Raw genomic sequence first — 15,688 nt, 5'->3', positions numbered from 1 at the left:
TTTTTCCGAATAACTGTAATTCCAGGCTAAATCAACGCAAACTAATTTCTGCTTTTTTCAATGATTTTCTTTGTTTCTTCTATACCAACCCATTCTCCAATTGTTACCGTTTTTCCCTTTTCTAGATCTTTATAATGAGAAAAGAAATGAGCAATTTTATCTAATAGGTTTTTAGATAAGTCAGAATAGTCCTTTATATTGTCATAATAGCTATCAACACTGGAAACAGGCACAGCTAATATTTTCTCATCTTCTCCTTTTTCATCTTTAGTGAGTAATGCACCTATTGGACGCACCGATATTAAAACACTAGATGCTAAGGGAAATTGAGTTAGCACCAAAACATCCACAGGGTCACCATCACCTGCGCAGGTATTTGGTATAAATCCATAATTGCAAGGATAAGTCATTGAGGTAGATAAAAATCTGTCAACTTGTAACAACCCAAGCTCTTTATTAAATTCATACTTTACAGGCTCAGCATTTGCACTTATTTCAATTACCACATTCACCGCATTTGGTCCTGCTGTTATTTTACTTAAATCCATAAATTACCTCTTAACTTAAGAATAAGCATTATACAATATGTACTTTTAAGTTGCTACATTTATGTAGTTCTAAGCTTGTTTTGCATGGAGCGGTCCTAAATTTTCATTCGTCATCTTATTGACTGTTGAAAGTGGTGGTTCCTGTGGTGGTTCCAATAATTGAAATAAGGCATATACTATTACGATAGTAAGCACCGCACCAACTATCAGGTTAGTAAGGTTGTCTTGTGGCAAAACATTTTTTATTGAGTTGAACAATTTTTGCTCCATAAAGAAATAATCAGCAACATATAACCCAACAGATAATACAAACATACCTAAAATAAGTTTACAGACTGTGTTTTTATGGTCTTTTTCTTTTTTCTTGCTGGTGATAGGATTTGGCCTACATTCATTCTCTTCTTGCAGCACTGAGTAGTATATATTATCAGGGCTCGTTACTAATTGTTCAAATTCATCACTATTCTGGTTTTTTAGCAATTGCTTCAAGGTTGGTCCAATGCTTTTAAAGGTTGGGAAATCTTGATTATTTTGATCTGCCAACATATTAAATGTTCTGTTTAGGCTACCTATCTTTTCGCGATTCAGCGTATATTTAGTAGATCTATTCTCACTTGATAAATCGATACATGTTAACATTTTAGCTAATAATGCTATTAACGGGCTCTTATCTAGCTCTAATACTTCTCTTTTTACTGTTTTGTTAAATGGTGAAAGTTCTTCATAGTGACCACCTATAGAAAGCAGTAATACTATATCCTTGTCTACTTTTATGTCTTGATGAATAGAATAATAGTTGCTGATAACGCACTGATTTACAGCAAATTCTCTGTCATATTTGTTTAATGTATTTCCTTCACTTAGTAACTTTCTAACACCAATGAGTACTTTATTTTCAAAATCTTCTTCTGTTTTAAATATTGGTTTTCTCTTTGGATTTGCTAAGATGTTAAGTAAATCTAATTTTCTTCCATCTACTACTTCATTTATATTTCTATTTAACTCAGACCCTTTAATAACTTCATATATTTTATCTATGACATCTTTAGTATTCAGGTTATTACTTTCACTTAGAATTTTATAAGCTTGAGCATAAATTAAAAACAGCCCTTGTAGACTAAATTTTAAGTTAAAATATTTATCTAATGGTTCCTCTTTTTTTCTAATGAATGCAGACAAACCAAAATGATTTCTGTGGTCCATACTACGACCTAAATCAGCATGTTGAAAGCCACCTAAAAAAATAAACAAAGTCTCTAATAAATTACCCTTACCAACAATTTTTATTAGTTCTTCAATTTCTTTTATCATTGCTGAAACCTATAATGTTCTACTTTATAGTATAAGGGATACATGGCAAAATAGCAATAAATGTTATTAGACTTCTTGCATAACCCAAACTAAGTAGAAAAAGGTATAGCTATACCGCCGCGGTATCTCAGCCACTAACAAGAGATCCCGCTAACACGCAGCGGGATGACGAGACTTATCTTTATGCCGCCGCGAACCGTCATACCGCGATTCATTCGCGGTATCTCTAGATCCCGCTGGGATGACGGTTGTCGTTTAGCTACAAACATTAAGAAATTTACCAAACAAAAAAAAGGCAAAAGAAGCCCCGTGGTTGGCTAATTACTTACATTATACTTTCAAGTATGGCGTTTTTTTATTCTAAACACTTAATAACCGCGATTTAGCTGCTTTTAAGCCGCAACTAATCTAAATTATAAACGTTAAGAAATTTACTAAACAGAAAAAAAGGCAAAAGAAACCCTAGGGTAGCTAGTTATTCACTATCCATTTTTTAAGTTGGCGTTTTTTAATGTTTTAAATGCTTTATAAGCGTATTTCAGCTTGAAAACCTAGAAATTTGATAAAGACATAGAGTGCACATAGTGCAAAAAATTAAACATGAGACGCCAGATACGTGAGTTTTTTTGTCATTTAATCTGTACAGAGAAGATAAATAAATAGCTTCAGTTTCATGATAAGGAGGCTGGCGGAGTTTGTCAAGCAAGTTTTTTTGTTTCTATTCCCAATGTTATATGGTTATGCAAGAAGTCTATTGTATGTTTACACTCTGCATTAAAGCTTTTAGTTAAGAGCATATCCATCCACCGCCGATAACTTGCTCATCTTTATACGCTACACAGGCTTGACCTGGACTGATGCCAAAGTAATCGTCGTTTAAAATGACACAGGCTTTATTTTTTTCGTCAGTTGAATGTATTGTTGCTAAACTTCCCGCATGTGATGATCTCAGCTTCACAGTTACTTCCATACCTTCCTTTGGTTGTTCTAACCAATTTAACTCCTTGATCAATATTTTTTTTTGCATTAATACGTTGATCGGACCTACTATAACCTCATTATTTTCTGTATTAATTTTTATCACATAAAGAGGTTCATTGTGTGCGATACCCAAGCCCTTTCTTTGCCCCACTGTAAAATTTACTATGCCACTGTGCTCGCCTAGCACTTTTCCATTAACATCCACTATTTTACCTTTCTGTACAGATTGTGGAGCTAATTTAGCTATTGTTTTACTATAGCTTTCGGAAACAAAGCATATATCTTGACTGTCTGGCTTTTCAGAAATTTGTAAACTGAAATATTTTGCTAATTTTCTTATATCACTTTTATAGAACCCACCTAGTGGAAATCGCAAAAGCTTTAACTGCTCCTTAGTAGTTGCAAACAGAAAATAGCTTTGATCTTTACTTTTATCAATGCTTCTGCACAACTTTACCTCACCATTTTTTTCTAACCTTCTCACGTAATGTCCTGTTACGAGCACATCCGCACCAAGATTTTTTGTAACTTGCAATAGATCACGAAATTTTACCGTTTGGTTACATCTCACGCATGGTATGGGAGTTTCCCCACGCATATAGGTACTCGCAAAATCCTCTATTACTTCCTTTTTGAATATTTCCTCGTAGTTTAAAATATAGTGAGGAAAGCCAACACTTTCAGCTACACGCTTAGCGTCGTAAATATCCTGTCCAGCACAGCATGCACCTTTTCTCGCATTAGCATTGCCATCAGTGCCATATAGCTGAAGAGTTACACCTATCACCTGGTACCCAAAGTTATATAGCAGTGCTGCAGCAACGGAGCTATCAACTCCCCCGGACATTGCAACAACAGCCTTGGTCTGGTGCGGAGCTTTATCTTTTAGCAGAGGTTCTATTTCAAATTCTTTTAGCATAATCGCCTTAATTTATAAACACAAACTTGGTGTCATGCAAGTAGCTGACACTGGAATCTAGTTTCTATTACACAATTTCATCGAAACAGCATACTTGTTTATAGTCAATTTTTCTGGATCCCAGTGTTGGCTACTTGCATGACATCTTTATGCTTGAGGTAAAATTTGCTATAAAATTCGATGAACTACCTTTAAAAATAATTTAATCCTGCTTAAATAAAACATGGCCAAAATAATCCATGTTTTCAAGCACTTTTCCGCTACCCAAAGCAACACAACAAAGTGGGTCATCTGCAACACGAACTGGTAGTTTTGTTGTTTCACTGATAACTTTGCCCAAGTTACGCAATAATCCGCCACCACCGGATAAAATTATTCCTTTATCGACTATATCAGAAGAAAGTTCAGGTGGAGTGCTCTCCAGTGCAGTCCTAATAGCAGAAATTATCTGATGTACAGGCTCTATTAAACTCTCTGCAACTTGGTATTCTGATAAAAGCATTTCTTTTGGCATGCCACTCACTAAATCCCTGCCTTTAATTATCATTCCCTCTTTGTTATTTTCACCTGGCAGACTGGCTGAACCTATGCTTTTCTTAATTTTCTCAGCGGTTGTTTCACCGATTAATAATTTATGATTTTCACGAATATATGACTTTATTGCCTCATCCATAATATCGCCACCTACTCTGGCAGAACGTGAATAAACAATTCCACCTAAAGAAATAATTGCAACTTCAGTTGTACCGCCTCCTATATCAACAATCATAGAACCTTCAGGTTCGGTAACCGGGAGCCCAGCTCCGATTGCTGCAGCCATTGGTTCTTCAATTAAAAATACTTCATTTGCACCAGCGCTTTCTGCTGCATCTTGTATAGCACGCCTTTCAACTGGCGTGGACCCAGATGGAACGCATATGATAATATTAGGTTTATTAACAGTGAATTTTGTGTTTGCACTGCGTATGAAATATTTTAGCATTTCTTCCGCACTTTTAAAATCAGCAATGACTCCATCTTTTAAGGGCCTTATCGCCTCTATCTCTCCAGGCGTTTTTCCAAGCATCATTTTAGCTTTTTTACCAAAAGCATAAGGAACGTAGCTTCCTTTTTCTTTTATTCTTGCTACAACTGAAGGCTCATCAAGCACTATTCCCTGATTTTTCTGATAAACTAAAGTGTTTGCAGTGCCAAGATCTATAGCAATATCGCTAGCGAATAAACCTTTGAAAGTGAAAAGGCTACAAAACTTTCCGGTTAATTTTCGAACAAAATTCATACATAACTCAAGAAAACCATTTATTAAGACAAATTATACTTTCCAGATAAGTAGCTAATGCAGCACTCAACGTCTAAACCCTTACCTGTTACTTTTTTTAGCAGTTCCAGGCCACACTTTGCACTGTATATATTTTGAGATAACCAACTGATAAGTAAACTAAAATCTCCTTTTATTATAGCACTTAATGATTCGTAATGATTCTTTTTAACGCAAGAGAAAATCTGCACAGCAGCAATTAAAGCAATAATTTTTATAGGAAAGTAGCCCATAACACCGCTTGCCCAATATTCATCTTGAAAATAAGTGTTTAGCTCATTTTCAGCTTTTACTGGAATTTTATAGTGCTTCATACCTTCCAGCCACGCATCATGCAGGTCTTTGACTTCCAATGTACCATTTATTATATCTTGTTCTAACCTAGTTCTCAACATAATATGAGCTAACAGACTAAATTCATCTGCATTTTTTAAAAAAGAAGAAAGGTTTATTTCATTGAAAATCAAGTACAAATTTTCAACACTGCTAACTTTCTCGTTAGTTTTGCTTTTTATAGCAAATTTCTCTTTTATGTGTGGTTGAATGAACTCAATAAATTCTCTGGATGTTCCAATCATCCTTTCCATGAATAACCCTTGAGTTTCATACATAACATGTCTCGTAATTGGGCTACTCATAGAATTTTGCGCTAAACATTTTTGATAAATTGCATAACCACTATGCCGTAAAAGTGAAAATAAACCATAACAAAAGTCAGATTCATCATAATCTATAGGGTAGTAATAAGAAGTACGAACCTCATGCAGTGCGACACCCATTTGCTGTAAACATGACGAGCCAAGTTCAATCTGCTTCTGAGTAGCAACTTTTTGTATATTAGTAACCTTATCCTTTTTCTGCTTTTCAATTATTTTATCTACATTTCCACTAAAAAATTTGCCTACCTTGGGAAATATTTCCTTTATATTCTTTTCTGTGATATCAGAGTCATAATCAGCAAGCAGTGAATCGTATTTTGAGCATTTTAATTGCTGCGATTTTATAGAAGCTACTTCGCGAATGAGTTTGATTAAATCAGTGAAACGTTCTTTTAGTTTTTCCAAGTTACTGGCTTCAGAATTGGTTAGCCTCCATAAACTTTGGCATTCAACTTTAGCTTTGGACAAAGATTTTACTAAATCAATAGGAACAGCACTGTTGCTCTTATGTATTCTCTCTATTAACTTTAGCTGCCAAGCATCTGCACTCTTTTTGTTGTCAAGAGCATCTGCTAATGATTCCTTTATTACGTCATGAGAGATAATTTCATGTCTGATTTCTTCTAGAAGACCTATTTGTTCAACTTTGTCCTCTGCATTCAATTGGCTTTGGTTTAGTACTTTTAGCGTATTTTCGATATTCTTTACCCTATGTAATACTCCCTCTAAAAACTTATAAGATTTCATAATTTGTTCATTATTTTAGAAAACATCTGTTTAATATCGTAATAGATTAATAATAAAGTTAAAAGTATATTTGCTTAAAGTACAATAAAAAATTGCATATTTTATTCCTTTATTGGATTTTTCTACTCAGAGTCCAGCATATTATAAGAAAATTAATTGTAAGGTTGTAGAAAAAGTATTTAGTATTTTATTTCTCTTGACTATATTACAATATGGAGAGATATTAGGTGCTGAAATTAAAGTTACGCACTATTTTAAAATTTATGGAGGTTTAGTAATGTGGAGTAGACTGGTTATAATGTGCTGTTTTTGTTTACTACTTACTGGTGTAAGTTCTTGCCCAAAAAAAGGAGCAAATACAACAAATAAAATGAATTCTGTTGTTAAGCAGATAGGTGATAAAAGAGTTTTCTTTGGTTATGATGAATTTAGTATTACTGAAGTAAGTGCAGATGCATTACTTGACGTAATGGAGGTGTTACAAGATAACCCTGACGCGAAGGTTACTTTAACTGGTCACACTGACAACCGTGGTTCTCATGAATATAATCTTGCGCTAGGCGCTAGAAGGGCAGATGCAGCTAAAAAATTTATGGTTAGTTGTACACCATACATAGAAAACAGAATAAAAACTGCTTCTAAGGGTGAAACTGAGCCTTTGGTTAATGTAAAAGATGATTCTAGAAATTCTAAATATGAAAAAGAGCATGCTAAAAATCGTAGAGTGGAATTTTCATTTTCTGGGATAAAGAAATAGATTAAAACCTGGATCCCAGTGTCAAGCACTGGGATGACATAAAGAAAGGGCACTGGGGTGGACAAAAAAGGACAAACTTGTCATATTTCGTTGCTTGTTAGCGGGATCTATATATACCACAAATAAGTCGCTGTATGACGTAGAGACTATCTGGCCATCAAGAGGCATAATGGAATTAGAGTTATTATTTCAAAATGTGGTTAATAGTTTTGCTTTCTATAATAATCAAGTTGCAGTTGCAGTATCAGGTGGTGTAGATAGTATAGTCTTACTGCACTTAATGAATAACTGGGCAAAAAAAAACAAGCTTCCACTTCCTATAGCATTAACAGTAAATCATGGGTTACGTTCAGAGTCTCAAAAAGAAGCTGATTTTGTTGTAAGTTATGCAAAAGAACTTGGAGCAAAGGAATCGTTCATATTAAATTGGGAGAAGCAAAATATTAAAGGTAATATTCAGTTACAGGCACGAAAAGCACGGTATAAGTTACTAGCAGAGTGGTGTAAAAACAATAATGTTAAATGTTTGCTTGTCGCTCATCACAAAGATGATCAAGCAGAAACGTTCTTATTAAGATTAGAGCGAGGTAGCGGCGTAGATGGATTATCATCAATGGACTACAAGTCTTTCCTAAATGGTATTTATATATTTAGGCCATTGTTAAATTTTAGTCGTAGTGAAATAGAAAAGTACGCTAAGCTTCACCGGTTAAAATGGATCGAAGATAGAAGCAATCATGACTTAAAATACAGACGAACTTTATACCGCAACTTACTTAAAGCAAGTGATAATCAAGAGCTTTTAACAGAGCGAATATGCCTCACAGCCCTTCATATGAAAAGAGCTGCAAAAGCGTTAATGCACTACACACGCCTTGCGTTTAATGACTGCGTTAATGTGCATGATCTTGGTTATATTGAAATTAAACTAAGTGAATTTTATCAATTGCCAGAGGAAATAGCCTTGAGGCTTCTTCTTTACTCTATAATGGCAATTGCCAGTAAACACTATAAACCAAGGTACAGCAGCCTCATTGCAATATTTAATAGAATATTGCAAAAGGATAGTAATGTTAACTGTACACTTTCTGGGTGCAAAATAAGAAAGTATGGAGAAAATATCTTAATAATTAGAGAATCGTCAAGGATACAAGAAATTACCGTAAACCTACCTTTAAATGAACCTATTGAATGGGATAACAGATTTAGCTGCACAATACTCGGAAATCAAGAGTGTTCAGTTATCATCGCTCCATTAAAAAAAACACAAAAAATTCCTGAATTTCTGAAGGATTACAACTGCTGCCCTGAAGTTTTCTATTCTTTGCCTACAGTACAAAAAGATAGAAAGGTGCTTGCTTATCCTGATGTAAATTATAACGGAAAAAATACCAATGACGATAAGATTCAATGCATTATTGATAGCACGATAAAACAAAATTTGGTAAGCTTGATGGGTATTTAGTTAAAAATAGAAATGAAAAAATTTTTAGAAGGCTTATTGATCTGGTTAGTAATTATTGTTCTTATTTCAGTTGCTTATATTCAGTTCAGCGGAAATGTAGGTAAAAGTAAAACAATTATACCTTTTTCGGAATTTTTAACTAGACTAGAAGACAATGATGTAGAAAATATTGTCATAAAAAATCAGAGCATTGAAGGCAAGTTCAGGGATGGTTCAAGTTTCAACTCAAGCGGTGTTATATATAGCGACCTAATAAAAAATTTACATGATAGAAAAGTGAGATTCTCCTTTTCAACTGGAGATTCTGCCATGAACGTAATTGGTGGATTACTTATCTCATGGGTCCCAACATTTATATTTATTGGCTTATTGCTATTCTTTTTTAAACAAACACAAGCAGGAGGCAACAGAACTATAAGCTTTGGCAAGTCAAGGGCTAGACTCATGACTAGTGGAAAAAAAGTAACATTTGATGATGTTGCCGGAATTGATGAAGCAAAAGAAGAGCTAGTAGAGATTGTTGATTTTCTTAAACAAAGGCAAAAATTTCAAATATTAGGTGGAAAAATACCAAAAGGGTGCCTTTTGATTGGCTCTCCTGGAACTGGTAAAACTTTACTTGCTCGTGCAATTGCAGGAGAAGCTAATGTGCCATTCTTTAGTATTTCTGGATCTGATTTTGTTGAAATGTTTGTGGGTGTTGGTGCAAGTCGTGTTCGTGATATGTTTGATCAAGGCAAGAAAAATGCTCCTTGCATAATTTTCATAGATGAAATAGATGCGGTGGGTAGACATCGTGGCATTGGTCTTGGTGGCGGCAACGACGAAAGAGAGCAAACATTAAATCAGTTATTAGTTGAGATGGATGGCTTTGAGTCTAATGAAGGTGTGATAATAATCGCTGCAACTAACCGCCCAGACGTTTTAGATCCAGCACTGCTTAGACCTGGTCGTTTTGACCGACAGGTTACTATTTCTTTACCCGATATAAATGGGCGTGAAAAGATATTAAATACGCATATAAAGAAAATATCAATGGCTCCCGATGTAAATGTGAGAACAGTTGCAAGAGGAACACCAGGCTTTTCTGGAGCTGATTTAGCAAATTTAGTGAACGAATCTGCACTTATCGCTGCAAGAAGAAACAAGAAGATTGTTACCATGGATGATTTTGAATATGCACGTGATAAAGTGATGATGGGCGTAGAAAGGCGATCTCTCATTATGACAGAAGAGGAAAAGAGACTGACTGCATACCATGAAGCTGGTCATGCAGTAGTTGCTATCAACATGCCTGCCTCTGACCCGATACACAAAGCAACTATTATTCCAAGGGGTAGAGCCCTAGGTTTAGTGATGAGACTACCAGAAACAGATAGAGTGTCCCTCACAAGAGAAAAGATGCTAGCAGATATAACTGTTGCAATGGGTGGACGTGTGGCAGAAGAGCTAATTTTTGGCTATGATAAAGTCACAAGCGGTGCATCTTCGGATATAAAACAAGCATCAGATTTATCACGTTCTATGGTAACAAAATGGGGAATGAGCGACAAAATAGGCCCGATCTATCACAATCGCGAACAAACCATACATGGTTCTGAGATAATTTCTGAAGATACGTTAAAACTTATAGATGAAGAAGTGAAGAAAGTTGTGTCTTCTTGCTATGAAAAAGCAAAAGAGATTTTGACCAAGTATAAGAAAGGCTTAGAGCTTATTGCTGAAAATCTACTGGAGTTTGAAACTTTAACAGGAGATGAAATAAAGGATATACTAAACGGAAAAAAAATTGTCAGAGAGGAAAATGAGAAGAATGAGAAAGTAAAAAAATCCTCTCTCTATTAAATTTGGCCTTGTTTAACTGTTAAAATGAAAGTTTTTAGTTGCAGCAATGGCGTCATCAGGTAGCTATCTGACCCACAGAAACAGAGCTAAAATTACTTGACAAACTCCGCCAGTCCTCTTATCATGATAGTGAAGCTATTTATTTATCTTCTCTGTACAGATTAAATGACAAAAAAACTCACGTATCTGGCGTATCATGTTTAATTTTTTGCACTATGTGCACCTTATGTCTTATAAAATTTCTACCTACATAAGCTGAAACGCGCTTATAAAGCGTTTAAAACATAAAAAAACGCCAACTTAAAAAATGGATAGTGAATAACTAGCTACCCTAGGGTTTCTTTTGCCTTTTTTTCTGTTTAGTAAATTTCTTAACGTTTATAATTTAGATTAGTTGCGGTTTAAAAGTAGCTGAATCGCGGTTATTAAGTGTTTAGAATAAAAAAACGCCATACTTGAAAGTATAATGTAAGTAATTAGCCAACCACGGGGCTTCTTTTGCCTTTTTCTCCGCTTGGTAAATTTCTTAATGTTTATACGGAAGGTGTCATTCCAGCGCGTGACGCTGGAATCCCAAAAAAAGGATGATGTCATCCGAGTAGCTGACACTGGGATGACAGGGGAAGGAGGCTACTTTCATGACACCATCATAAAGTGAACCAGTGTCAGCTACTCGGATGACAAGAAGAGGGCACTGTGACGCACAATTATCAGTTAATGCGGCATTATAAAAAACGCCAAACTTTTTTCTGCTTTTATGCAAGAAGTCTAGTCCATATATTCCTCCCACTTCTCCGCGACTTTCCTTACTATTTCCTCACTCATCTCAATTTTCTTTCCCCACTCTCGTTTGGTTTCAGGCGGGATTTTATTTGTCGCATCAAATCCCATTTTACCTCCAAGTCCACTTTCAGGGGAAGCAAAGTCTAAATAATCAATAGGTACACTTTCTATCATGATTGTGTCACGCACAGGGTCCATCCTTGTTGACATTGCCCACATCACTTCCTTCCAATCACGTATATTTATATCATCATCAACAACGATAATAAACTTCGTGTATAAAAACTGCTTTAGAAAAGAAAGTATGCCCATAACAATTCTTTTTGCCTGCCCTGGATAGGATTTTTTTATCGACACTATCGCTATTCTATATGAGCAACCTTCCGGTGGCAGATAAAAGTCCACTATCTCTGGAAATTGATTGATAAGAATGGGCACAAAAATTTCATTGAGTGCTTCACCAAGAATCGATGGTTCATCAGGTGGCTTGCCAGTGAAAGTGCTAAGATATATCGGGTTTTTACGCATAGTAATTGCAGTAATATTAAATTCTGGAAATTGCTCAACAGAATTATAGTAGCCAGTGTGGTCTCCATATGGTCCCTCATCTTGATATCTATCCAAACTCACATAGCCTTCCAGAACGATTTCCGCGTGAGCTGGCACTTGAAGTGGAATAGTCTTACAATTTACCAGCTCAAGCGGCTTCTTTCGCAGTAGTCCAGCAAATTGGTATTCTGAAAATGTTTCTGGCACTGGAGTTACTGCAGCAATAATCGTTGCAGGATCACTACCGATCACAGCAGCAGCAGGAAATTTCATATTTTGTTCCTTCTCTTTCCATCGTTTATGGTGACCTGCTCCTCCACGATGCGCAAGCCAACGCATTAGAGTTGTTTTTTTATCTATGACCTGCATACGATATATTCCAAGATTGAAATTATCTTGTTTGTCTTTCGTAGGTCCTTTTGTCACCACAATCGGCCAGGTGATAAGTGGTGCAGGTTCATTTGGCCAGCATGTTTGAATGGGCAGTAGACTTAGGTCCACTTCATCTCCGGTTAGCACTACCTCTTGACATGGAGCCTTGCTCACGACTTTACTTCGCATCGATAACACGACTTTCAACAAAGGAAACATTTTTATAGCATCCTTAAAGTTTTTTGGCGGCTCAGGTGATTGCAAAAATGCTAAAAGTTTACCAAGATCTCTTAGTTCATCAGGGTTTATGTTCAACCCCAATGCAATCCTCTTAATAGTACCAAATAAATTCACCAAAACAGGAATCGAATTTTTACCATTTTCTGTGACAACATTTTCAAAAATGATCGCTGGCCCTTTGTTTGACAAAACCCTACGGTGAATTTCTGTCATTTCAAGAACTGTTGAAACTTCCTCCTTAATCCTAATCAGATCTTTTTTTTCTTCTAAGGCTTTGATGAAGTCGCGTAAGTTGTTGTACATATTCCAGTTTTTAAAATTTTAAGTTTATATCTAGTTTTCAAGCACTTTATTGAAATTTGATCTATGCACTGTCTAGCGAGCTTTCAGTTAATTTGAGATCAAATCTTCATATTGCTTACTAAGTTTGTATTTCCTTCCTCTATTGGAAAAATCTACAATCTTGATAAACCCCATTTCCACCCACTTTTTACAAAGTTGCGCACTGGTACGAGGCTTAAAATTAAATAGTTCGCCAACCTGACTAGCTGTAATAGCGGAAAACTCCTGGAAGAGCTCAAGAGCCCTACGCTGTTTAGGATCAAGCTTACGTATAAGATCAGTCTGATCAGCGTGGTATTCTTCTTTATTTATACGTTGTAAAACGTTCTCAAATGAATTTGCCATACCTTCTACGAAATACTCCACCCACTTAGTAATATCTGCTTCAGCTCGCCCCATGTAATAATTGTGCGATGTTATTGCTTCATAATAAGCCCCTAGATTTTTAGCATAATATTCTTCCAATGAGTACAGTCCTTTTAGGTCATATCCACCAAGGTGTAAAATTAATGTAGTCAGCAATCTTGCAGTACGACCATTACCGTCATAGTAAGGGTGAATTGTTACAAATTGATAATGAGCAATACCTGCAATAACTGGGCAAGGCACTTGCTCACTGCCACGAATCCAATCAATCATACTGCTCATGAGCTTTGGTACATCCTTTGCTTCAGGTGGCATATAAATTATTGCACGTGTACGGCTATCACGAATAACGTTTTGACCATCACGATAAGGGGTTGGTTTTACTTTAGGTTTTCCACTTGCAATTACTAGAGCATGCAGTGTTTGAATAGCCTTCTCAGTAATAGGTATTCCTCTTGCTGCCCATTGTTCAACTTGGGTTAAAGCTGCATAATATCCTTTAACCTCATTTTCATCTCTCCTATATTTTGGAAAGTGGCTTTTACCACTTAAAACCTCTTCAATCTGTTTAGGCTCAAGTCGATTTCCTTCAATCATAGTAGAATAGTGTGTGGTATAAAGCCGTGCAGTTTCACGAAGAGACAAAAGCATTGATACAGTGAGCGGCAAATGTAACACTTTTTCTTTTGCTGCTTCAATCCTTATAAGACAACTAGCAATTTTAGAAGTAATCTTATAATTCGGCATCGGCATAATATCTGCATTACATTACTTCTATATTATGCTGATAAAATGCAGATAATACAACATTTACACGACGCCGACCATAAACAGCAATAAATTCGGCTGATTGAGAAAGAAGTTTGTCTTGTAGAATAGCTATTTCTTTTTCTCTGCCAATTATTGGTTCACTCATATGTTTATTCCGCGGAGTTTGTTGAAATTATACACAGCGGAATAGTGTGACCTGAAAGTTGTGAAATCGTGATGGTTAAATTCCATCCACTATAACATCTGGTTGAAATTATGATTCACATTTTAGAAGGTGGCAACTTTTAAAATGCAAGCATGAATCAGAAAGGGAGTAATATTAAACCTTATAATAGATTCTCCCGAAAAGAGTTAAATATGGCTACGAAAGAAACCTATGTGTGAACTGTCGTAATGTGAAATATGCGAAAAAGGTTGATACGCATAAACCAAAAGGTATGGAGAAAATGGATGATTAAAAGTATTCCGTTTGATCAAGATGTTTCCAATCTCCCGGCAGATAGTAGGAGCCTAAGTTTAACGAGAAAACGATTTCATAAAACAGGGTAACCATATAAATGATCTTATATTTATTTAAATATAAGTAGGTAGCCAGCCGCAAGCATTTATGTGGAAGGATTGTTTAAGAAGCTAATGCCTAAAGTAATATTTAGGATATGCAGACGTAGACACTTTAGTTTGGAAGGTAAAGTTGTAAGTAGTGGTTAATATGTTATGAACCAACAAAATGTTAGGTATGAATGGAATGAAATTCCATGGCGTAAGCTGGAGAAATCTTCATTTAAGCTGCAAAAACGAATTTACCGAGCTTCTAAAAGTAATGACATCAAAAAGATGCATAATCTTCAGAGATTATTACTCAAATCAACAAGTGCAAAAATGCTCGCTGTTAGGAGGGTAACTCAGGATAACAGAGGGAAAAAGACTGCAGGTATTGATGGAAAAGCTAATCTTAACCAAAAAGAAAGAATGCAATTAGCATATTCTATGGATTTAAGGGAAAAAGCAAAGCCGTCAAGAAGAGTTTGGATTCCAAAGCCTGGTGGAAAGCCATTGGAACGTCGTCCCCTTGGTATACCCACTATATCGTGTCGAGCAAAACAAACGCTTGTAAAGATAGCTTTAGAACCTGAATGGGAGGCAAAATTCGAGCCAAACATTTATGGTTTTAGACCTGGCAGATCATGTCATGATGCAATTAAAGCTATATTTAACGCACTGAATAAAAAGACAGCATTTGTATTAGATGCTGATATCTCAAAATGCTACGATAATATAGACCATAAAGCATTGTTGAAAAAACTAAAAACCACTCCAACTTTAACAAAGATAATAAGAAGGTGGTTAAAAGCAGGCATTATGGAAGGTAGAAAGTTCAAATCCACTAGATGTGGAACAATCCAAGGAGGCACAATATCGCCATTGTTGGCATGTGTTGCACTGAATGGGTTAGAACAGTATCTCAAAAAAGAGTTAGCAAGTGATCTTTTCCAGTACGTAAAAAATAACAAAAATAGCAATATATCACAGAGAAAGGCACAAGAGAGGCTGAGTGTAATTTTCTATGCTGATGATAGTATTATTATACATGAAAGTAAAGAGATTATACAAAGGGCAAAAATTCTAGTTGAACAATGGTTAAAAACCATAGGATTAGAACTAAATCCTGAGAAAACAAGAATAGACTTCTTTCAAAATTGTTAGAGGGAGTGTAA

Annotated in this window: 13 protein-coding genes; 5 read left to right on the top strand and 8 right to left on the bottom strand. The window is 35.7% G+C overall.

The annotated features are described in order from the left end of the window. Window positions 1-41: 41 nt before the first annotated feature. The 5 genes from ppa to AABM58_RS02405 form a co-directional block, all read right to left on the bottom strand. A complete protein-coding gene (gene ppa / locus AABM58_RS02425) occupies window positions 42-548 on the bottom strand; it encodes an inorganic diphosphatase (protein WP_338406215.1) in 507 nt (168 codons plus the stop codon). Between the two features lie 69 nt (window positions 549-617). Beyond that, window positions 618-1,859 carry a WD1261 family protein gene (locus AABM58_RS02420; protein ID WP_338406214.1) on the bottom strand — a complete coding sequence of 414 codons (1,242 nt, stop codon included), beginning with the start codon at window positions 1,857-1,859 and terminating at the stop codon, window positions 618-620. A gap of 787 nt (window positions 1,860-2,646) precedes the next feature. Next, window positions 2,647-3,759 (bottom strand): tRNA 2-thiouridine(34) synthase MnmA, encoded by a 1,113-nt coding sequence (gene mnmA, locus AABM58_RS02415; protein WP_338406213.1) that lies wholly within the window; start codon window positions 3,757-3,759, stop codon window positions 2,647-2,649. Window positions 3,760-3,961: 202 nt separating this feature from the next. Next, entirely contained in the window at window positions 3,962-5,038 is a 1,077-nt protein-coding gene (locus AABM58_RS02410) for a rod shape-determining protein (RefSeq protein ID WP_151807539.1), read from the bottom strand. Between the two features lie 23 nt (window positions 5,039-5,061). Further along, the gene (locus tag AABM58_RS02405; RefSeq protein ID WP_338406212.1) at window positions 5,062-6,483 is read right to left on the bottom strand and encodes a gluzincin family metallopeptidase; all 1,422 of its coding nucleotides are present in this window, start codon (window positions 6,481-6,483) and stop codon (window positions 5,062-5,064) included. A gap of 277 nt (window positions 6,484-6,760) precedes the next feature. On the opposite strand from AABM58_RS02405, the gene AABM58_RS02400 reads away from it, so the two are divergent. The 4 genes from AABM58_RS02400 (at window position 6,761) to AABM58_RS02385 (ending at window position 11,208) form a co-directional block, all read left to right on the top strand. Next, window positions 6,761-7,240, top strand: coding sequence for an OmpA family protein (locus tag AABM58_RS02400; RefSeq protein ID WP_338406211.1), 480 nt, complete (start codon window positions 6,761-6,763; stop codon window positions 7,238-7,240). A 169-nt stretch (window positions 7,241-7,409) separates the two neighbouring features. Further along, window positions 7,410-8,705 (top strand): tRNA lysidine(34) synthetase TilS, encoded by a 1,296-nt coding sequence (gene tilS, locus AABM58_RS02395; protein ID WP_338406210.1) that lies wholly within the window; start codon window positions 7,410-7,412, stop codon window positions 8,703-8,705. A 12-nt stretch (window positions 8,706-8,717) separates the two neighbouring features. After that, window positions 8,718-10,550, top strand: a complete 1,833-nt coding sequence (gene ftsH, locus AABM58_RS02390; RefSeq protein WP_338406209.1) for an ATP-dependent zinc metalloprotease FtsH — start codon at window positions 8,718-8,720, stop codon at window positions 10,548-10,550. Window positions 10,551-11,079: 529 nt separating this feature from the next. Further along, the gene (locus AABM58_RS02385; protein WP_338406208.1) at window positions 11,080-11,208 is read left to right on the top strand and encodes a hypothetical protein; all 129 of its coding nucleotides are present in this window, start codon (window positions 11,080-11,082) and stop codon (window positions 11,206-11,208) included. Window positions 11,209-11,318: 110 nt separating this feature from the next. Here AABM58_RS02385 and AABM58_RS02380 read toward each other — a convergent pair whose 3' ends face one another. From AABM58_RS02380 to AABM58_RS02370, 3 genes are all read right to left on the bottom strand, one after another. Further along, window positions 11,319-12,797, bottom strand: coding sequence for a UbiD family decarboxylase (locus AABM58_RS02380; protein WP_338406207.1), 1,479 nt, complete (start codon window positions 12,795-12,797; stop codon window positions 11,319-11,321). Between the two features lie 87 nt (window positions 12,798-12,884). Next, window positions 12,885-13,949: a Fic family protein gene (locus AABM58_RS02375; RefSeq protein WP_338406206.1), complete on the bottom strand. Its 1,065-nt coding sequence runs from the start codon at window positions 13,947-13,949 to the stop codon at window positions 12,885-12,887. Between the two features lie 16 nt (window positions 13,950-13,965). Continuing rightward, a complete protein-coding gene (locus tag AABM58_RS02370) occupies window positions 13,966-14,118 on the bottom strand; it encodes a hypothetical protein (protein WP_007548541.1) in 153 nt (50 codons plus the stop codon). A gap of 569 nt (window positions 14,119-14,687) precedes the next feature. On the opposite strand from AABM58_RS02370, the gene AABM58_RS02365 reads away from it, so the two are divergent. Continuing rightward, the gene (locus tag AABM58_RS02365; RefSeq protein WP_338406205.1) at window positions 14,688-15,677 is read left to right on the top strand and encodes a reverse transcriptase domain-containing protein; all 990 of its coding nucleotides are present in this window, start codon (window positions 14,688-14,690) and stop codon (window positions 15,675-15,677) included. The last annotated feature ends 11 nt before the right edge of the window (window positions 15,678-15,688 follow it).

This window comes from Wolbachia endosymbiont (group A) of Longitarsus flavicornis, from assembly GCF_963931955.1.
Classification (GTDB): domain Bacteria; phylum Pseudomonadota; class Alphaproteobacteria; order Rickettsiales; family Anaplasmataceae; genus Wolbachia.
The sequence above is the reverse complement of the archived record's forward strand: the minus strand, read 5'-3'. Positions and strand labels throughout refer to the sequence as shown.

Bases quoted from the DNA above. Each gene is read 5' to 3' on its own strand.
- AABM58_RS02420 (WP_338406214.1), bottom strand. From the start codon at position 1,859: ATGATAAAAGAAATTGAAGAACTAATAAAAATTGTTGGTAAGGGTAAT.
- AABM58_RS02405 (WP_338406212.1), bottom strand. From the start codon at position 6,483: ATGAAATCTTATAAGTTTTTAGAGGGAGTATTACATAGGGTAAAGAAT.
- tilS (WP_338406210.1), top strand. From the start codon at position 7,410: ATGGAATTAGAGTTATTATTTCAAAATGTGGTTAATAGTTTTGCTTTC.
- ppa (WP_338406215.1), bottom strand. From the start codon at position 548: ATGGATTTAAGTAAAATAACAGCAGGACCAAATGCGGTGAATGTGGTA.
- ftsH (WP_338406209.1), top strand. From the start codon at position 8,718: ATGAAAAAATTTTTAGAAGGCTTATTGATCTGGTTAGTAATTATTGTT.
- AABM58_RS02410 (WP_151807539.1), bottom strand. From the start codon at position 5,038: ATGAATTTTGTTCGAAAATTAACCGGAAAGTTTTGTAGCCTTTTCACT.
- AABM58_RS02365 (WP_338406205.1), top strand. From the start codon at position 14,688: ATGAACCAACAAAATGTTAGGTATGAATGGAATGAAATTCCATGGCGT.
- AABM58_RS02385 (WP_338406208.1), top strand. From the start codon at position 11,080: ATGTTTATACGGAAGGTGTCATTCCAGCGCGTGACGCTGGAATCCCAA.
- AABM58_RS02375 (WP_338406206.1), bottom strand. From the start codon at position 13,949: ATGCCGAATTATAAGATTACTTCTAAAATTGCTAGTTGTCTTATAAGG.
- AABM58_RS02400 (WP_338406211.1), top strand. From the start codon at position 6,761: ATGTGGAGTAGACTGGTTATAATGTGCTGTTTTTGTTTACTACTTACT.
- AABM58_RS02370 (WP_007548541.1), bottom strand. From the start codon at position 14,118: ATGAGTGAACCAATAATTGGCAGAGAAAAAGAAATAGCTATTCTACAA.
- mnmA (WP_338406213.1), bottom strand. From the start codon at position 3,759: ATGCTAAAAGAATTTGAAATAGAACCTCTGCTAAAAGATAAAGCTCCG.
- AABM58_RS02380 (WP_338406207.1), bottom strand. From the start codon at position 12,797: ATGTACAACAACTTACGCGACTTCATCAAAGCCTTAGAAGAAAAAAAA.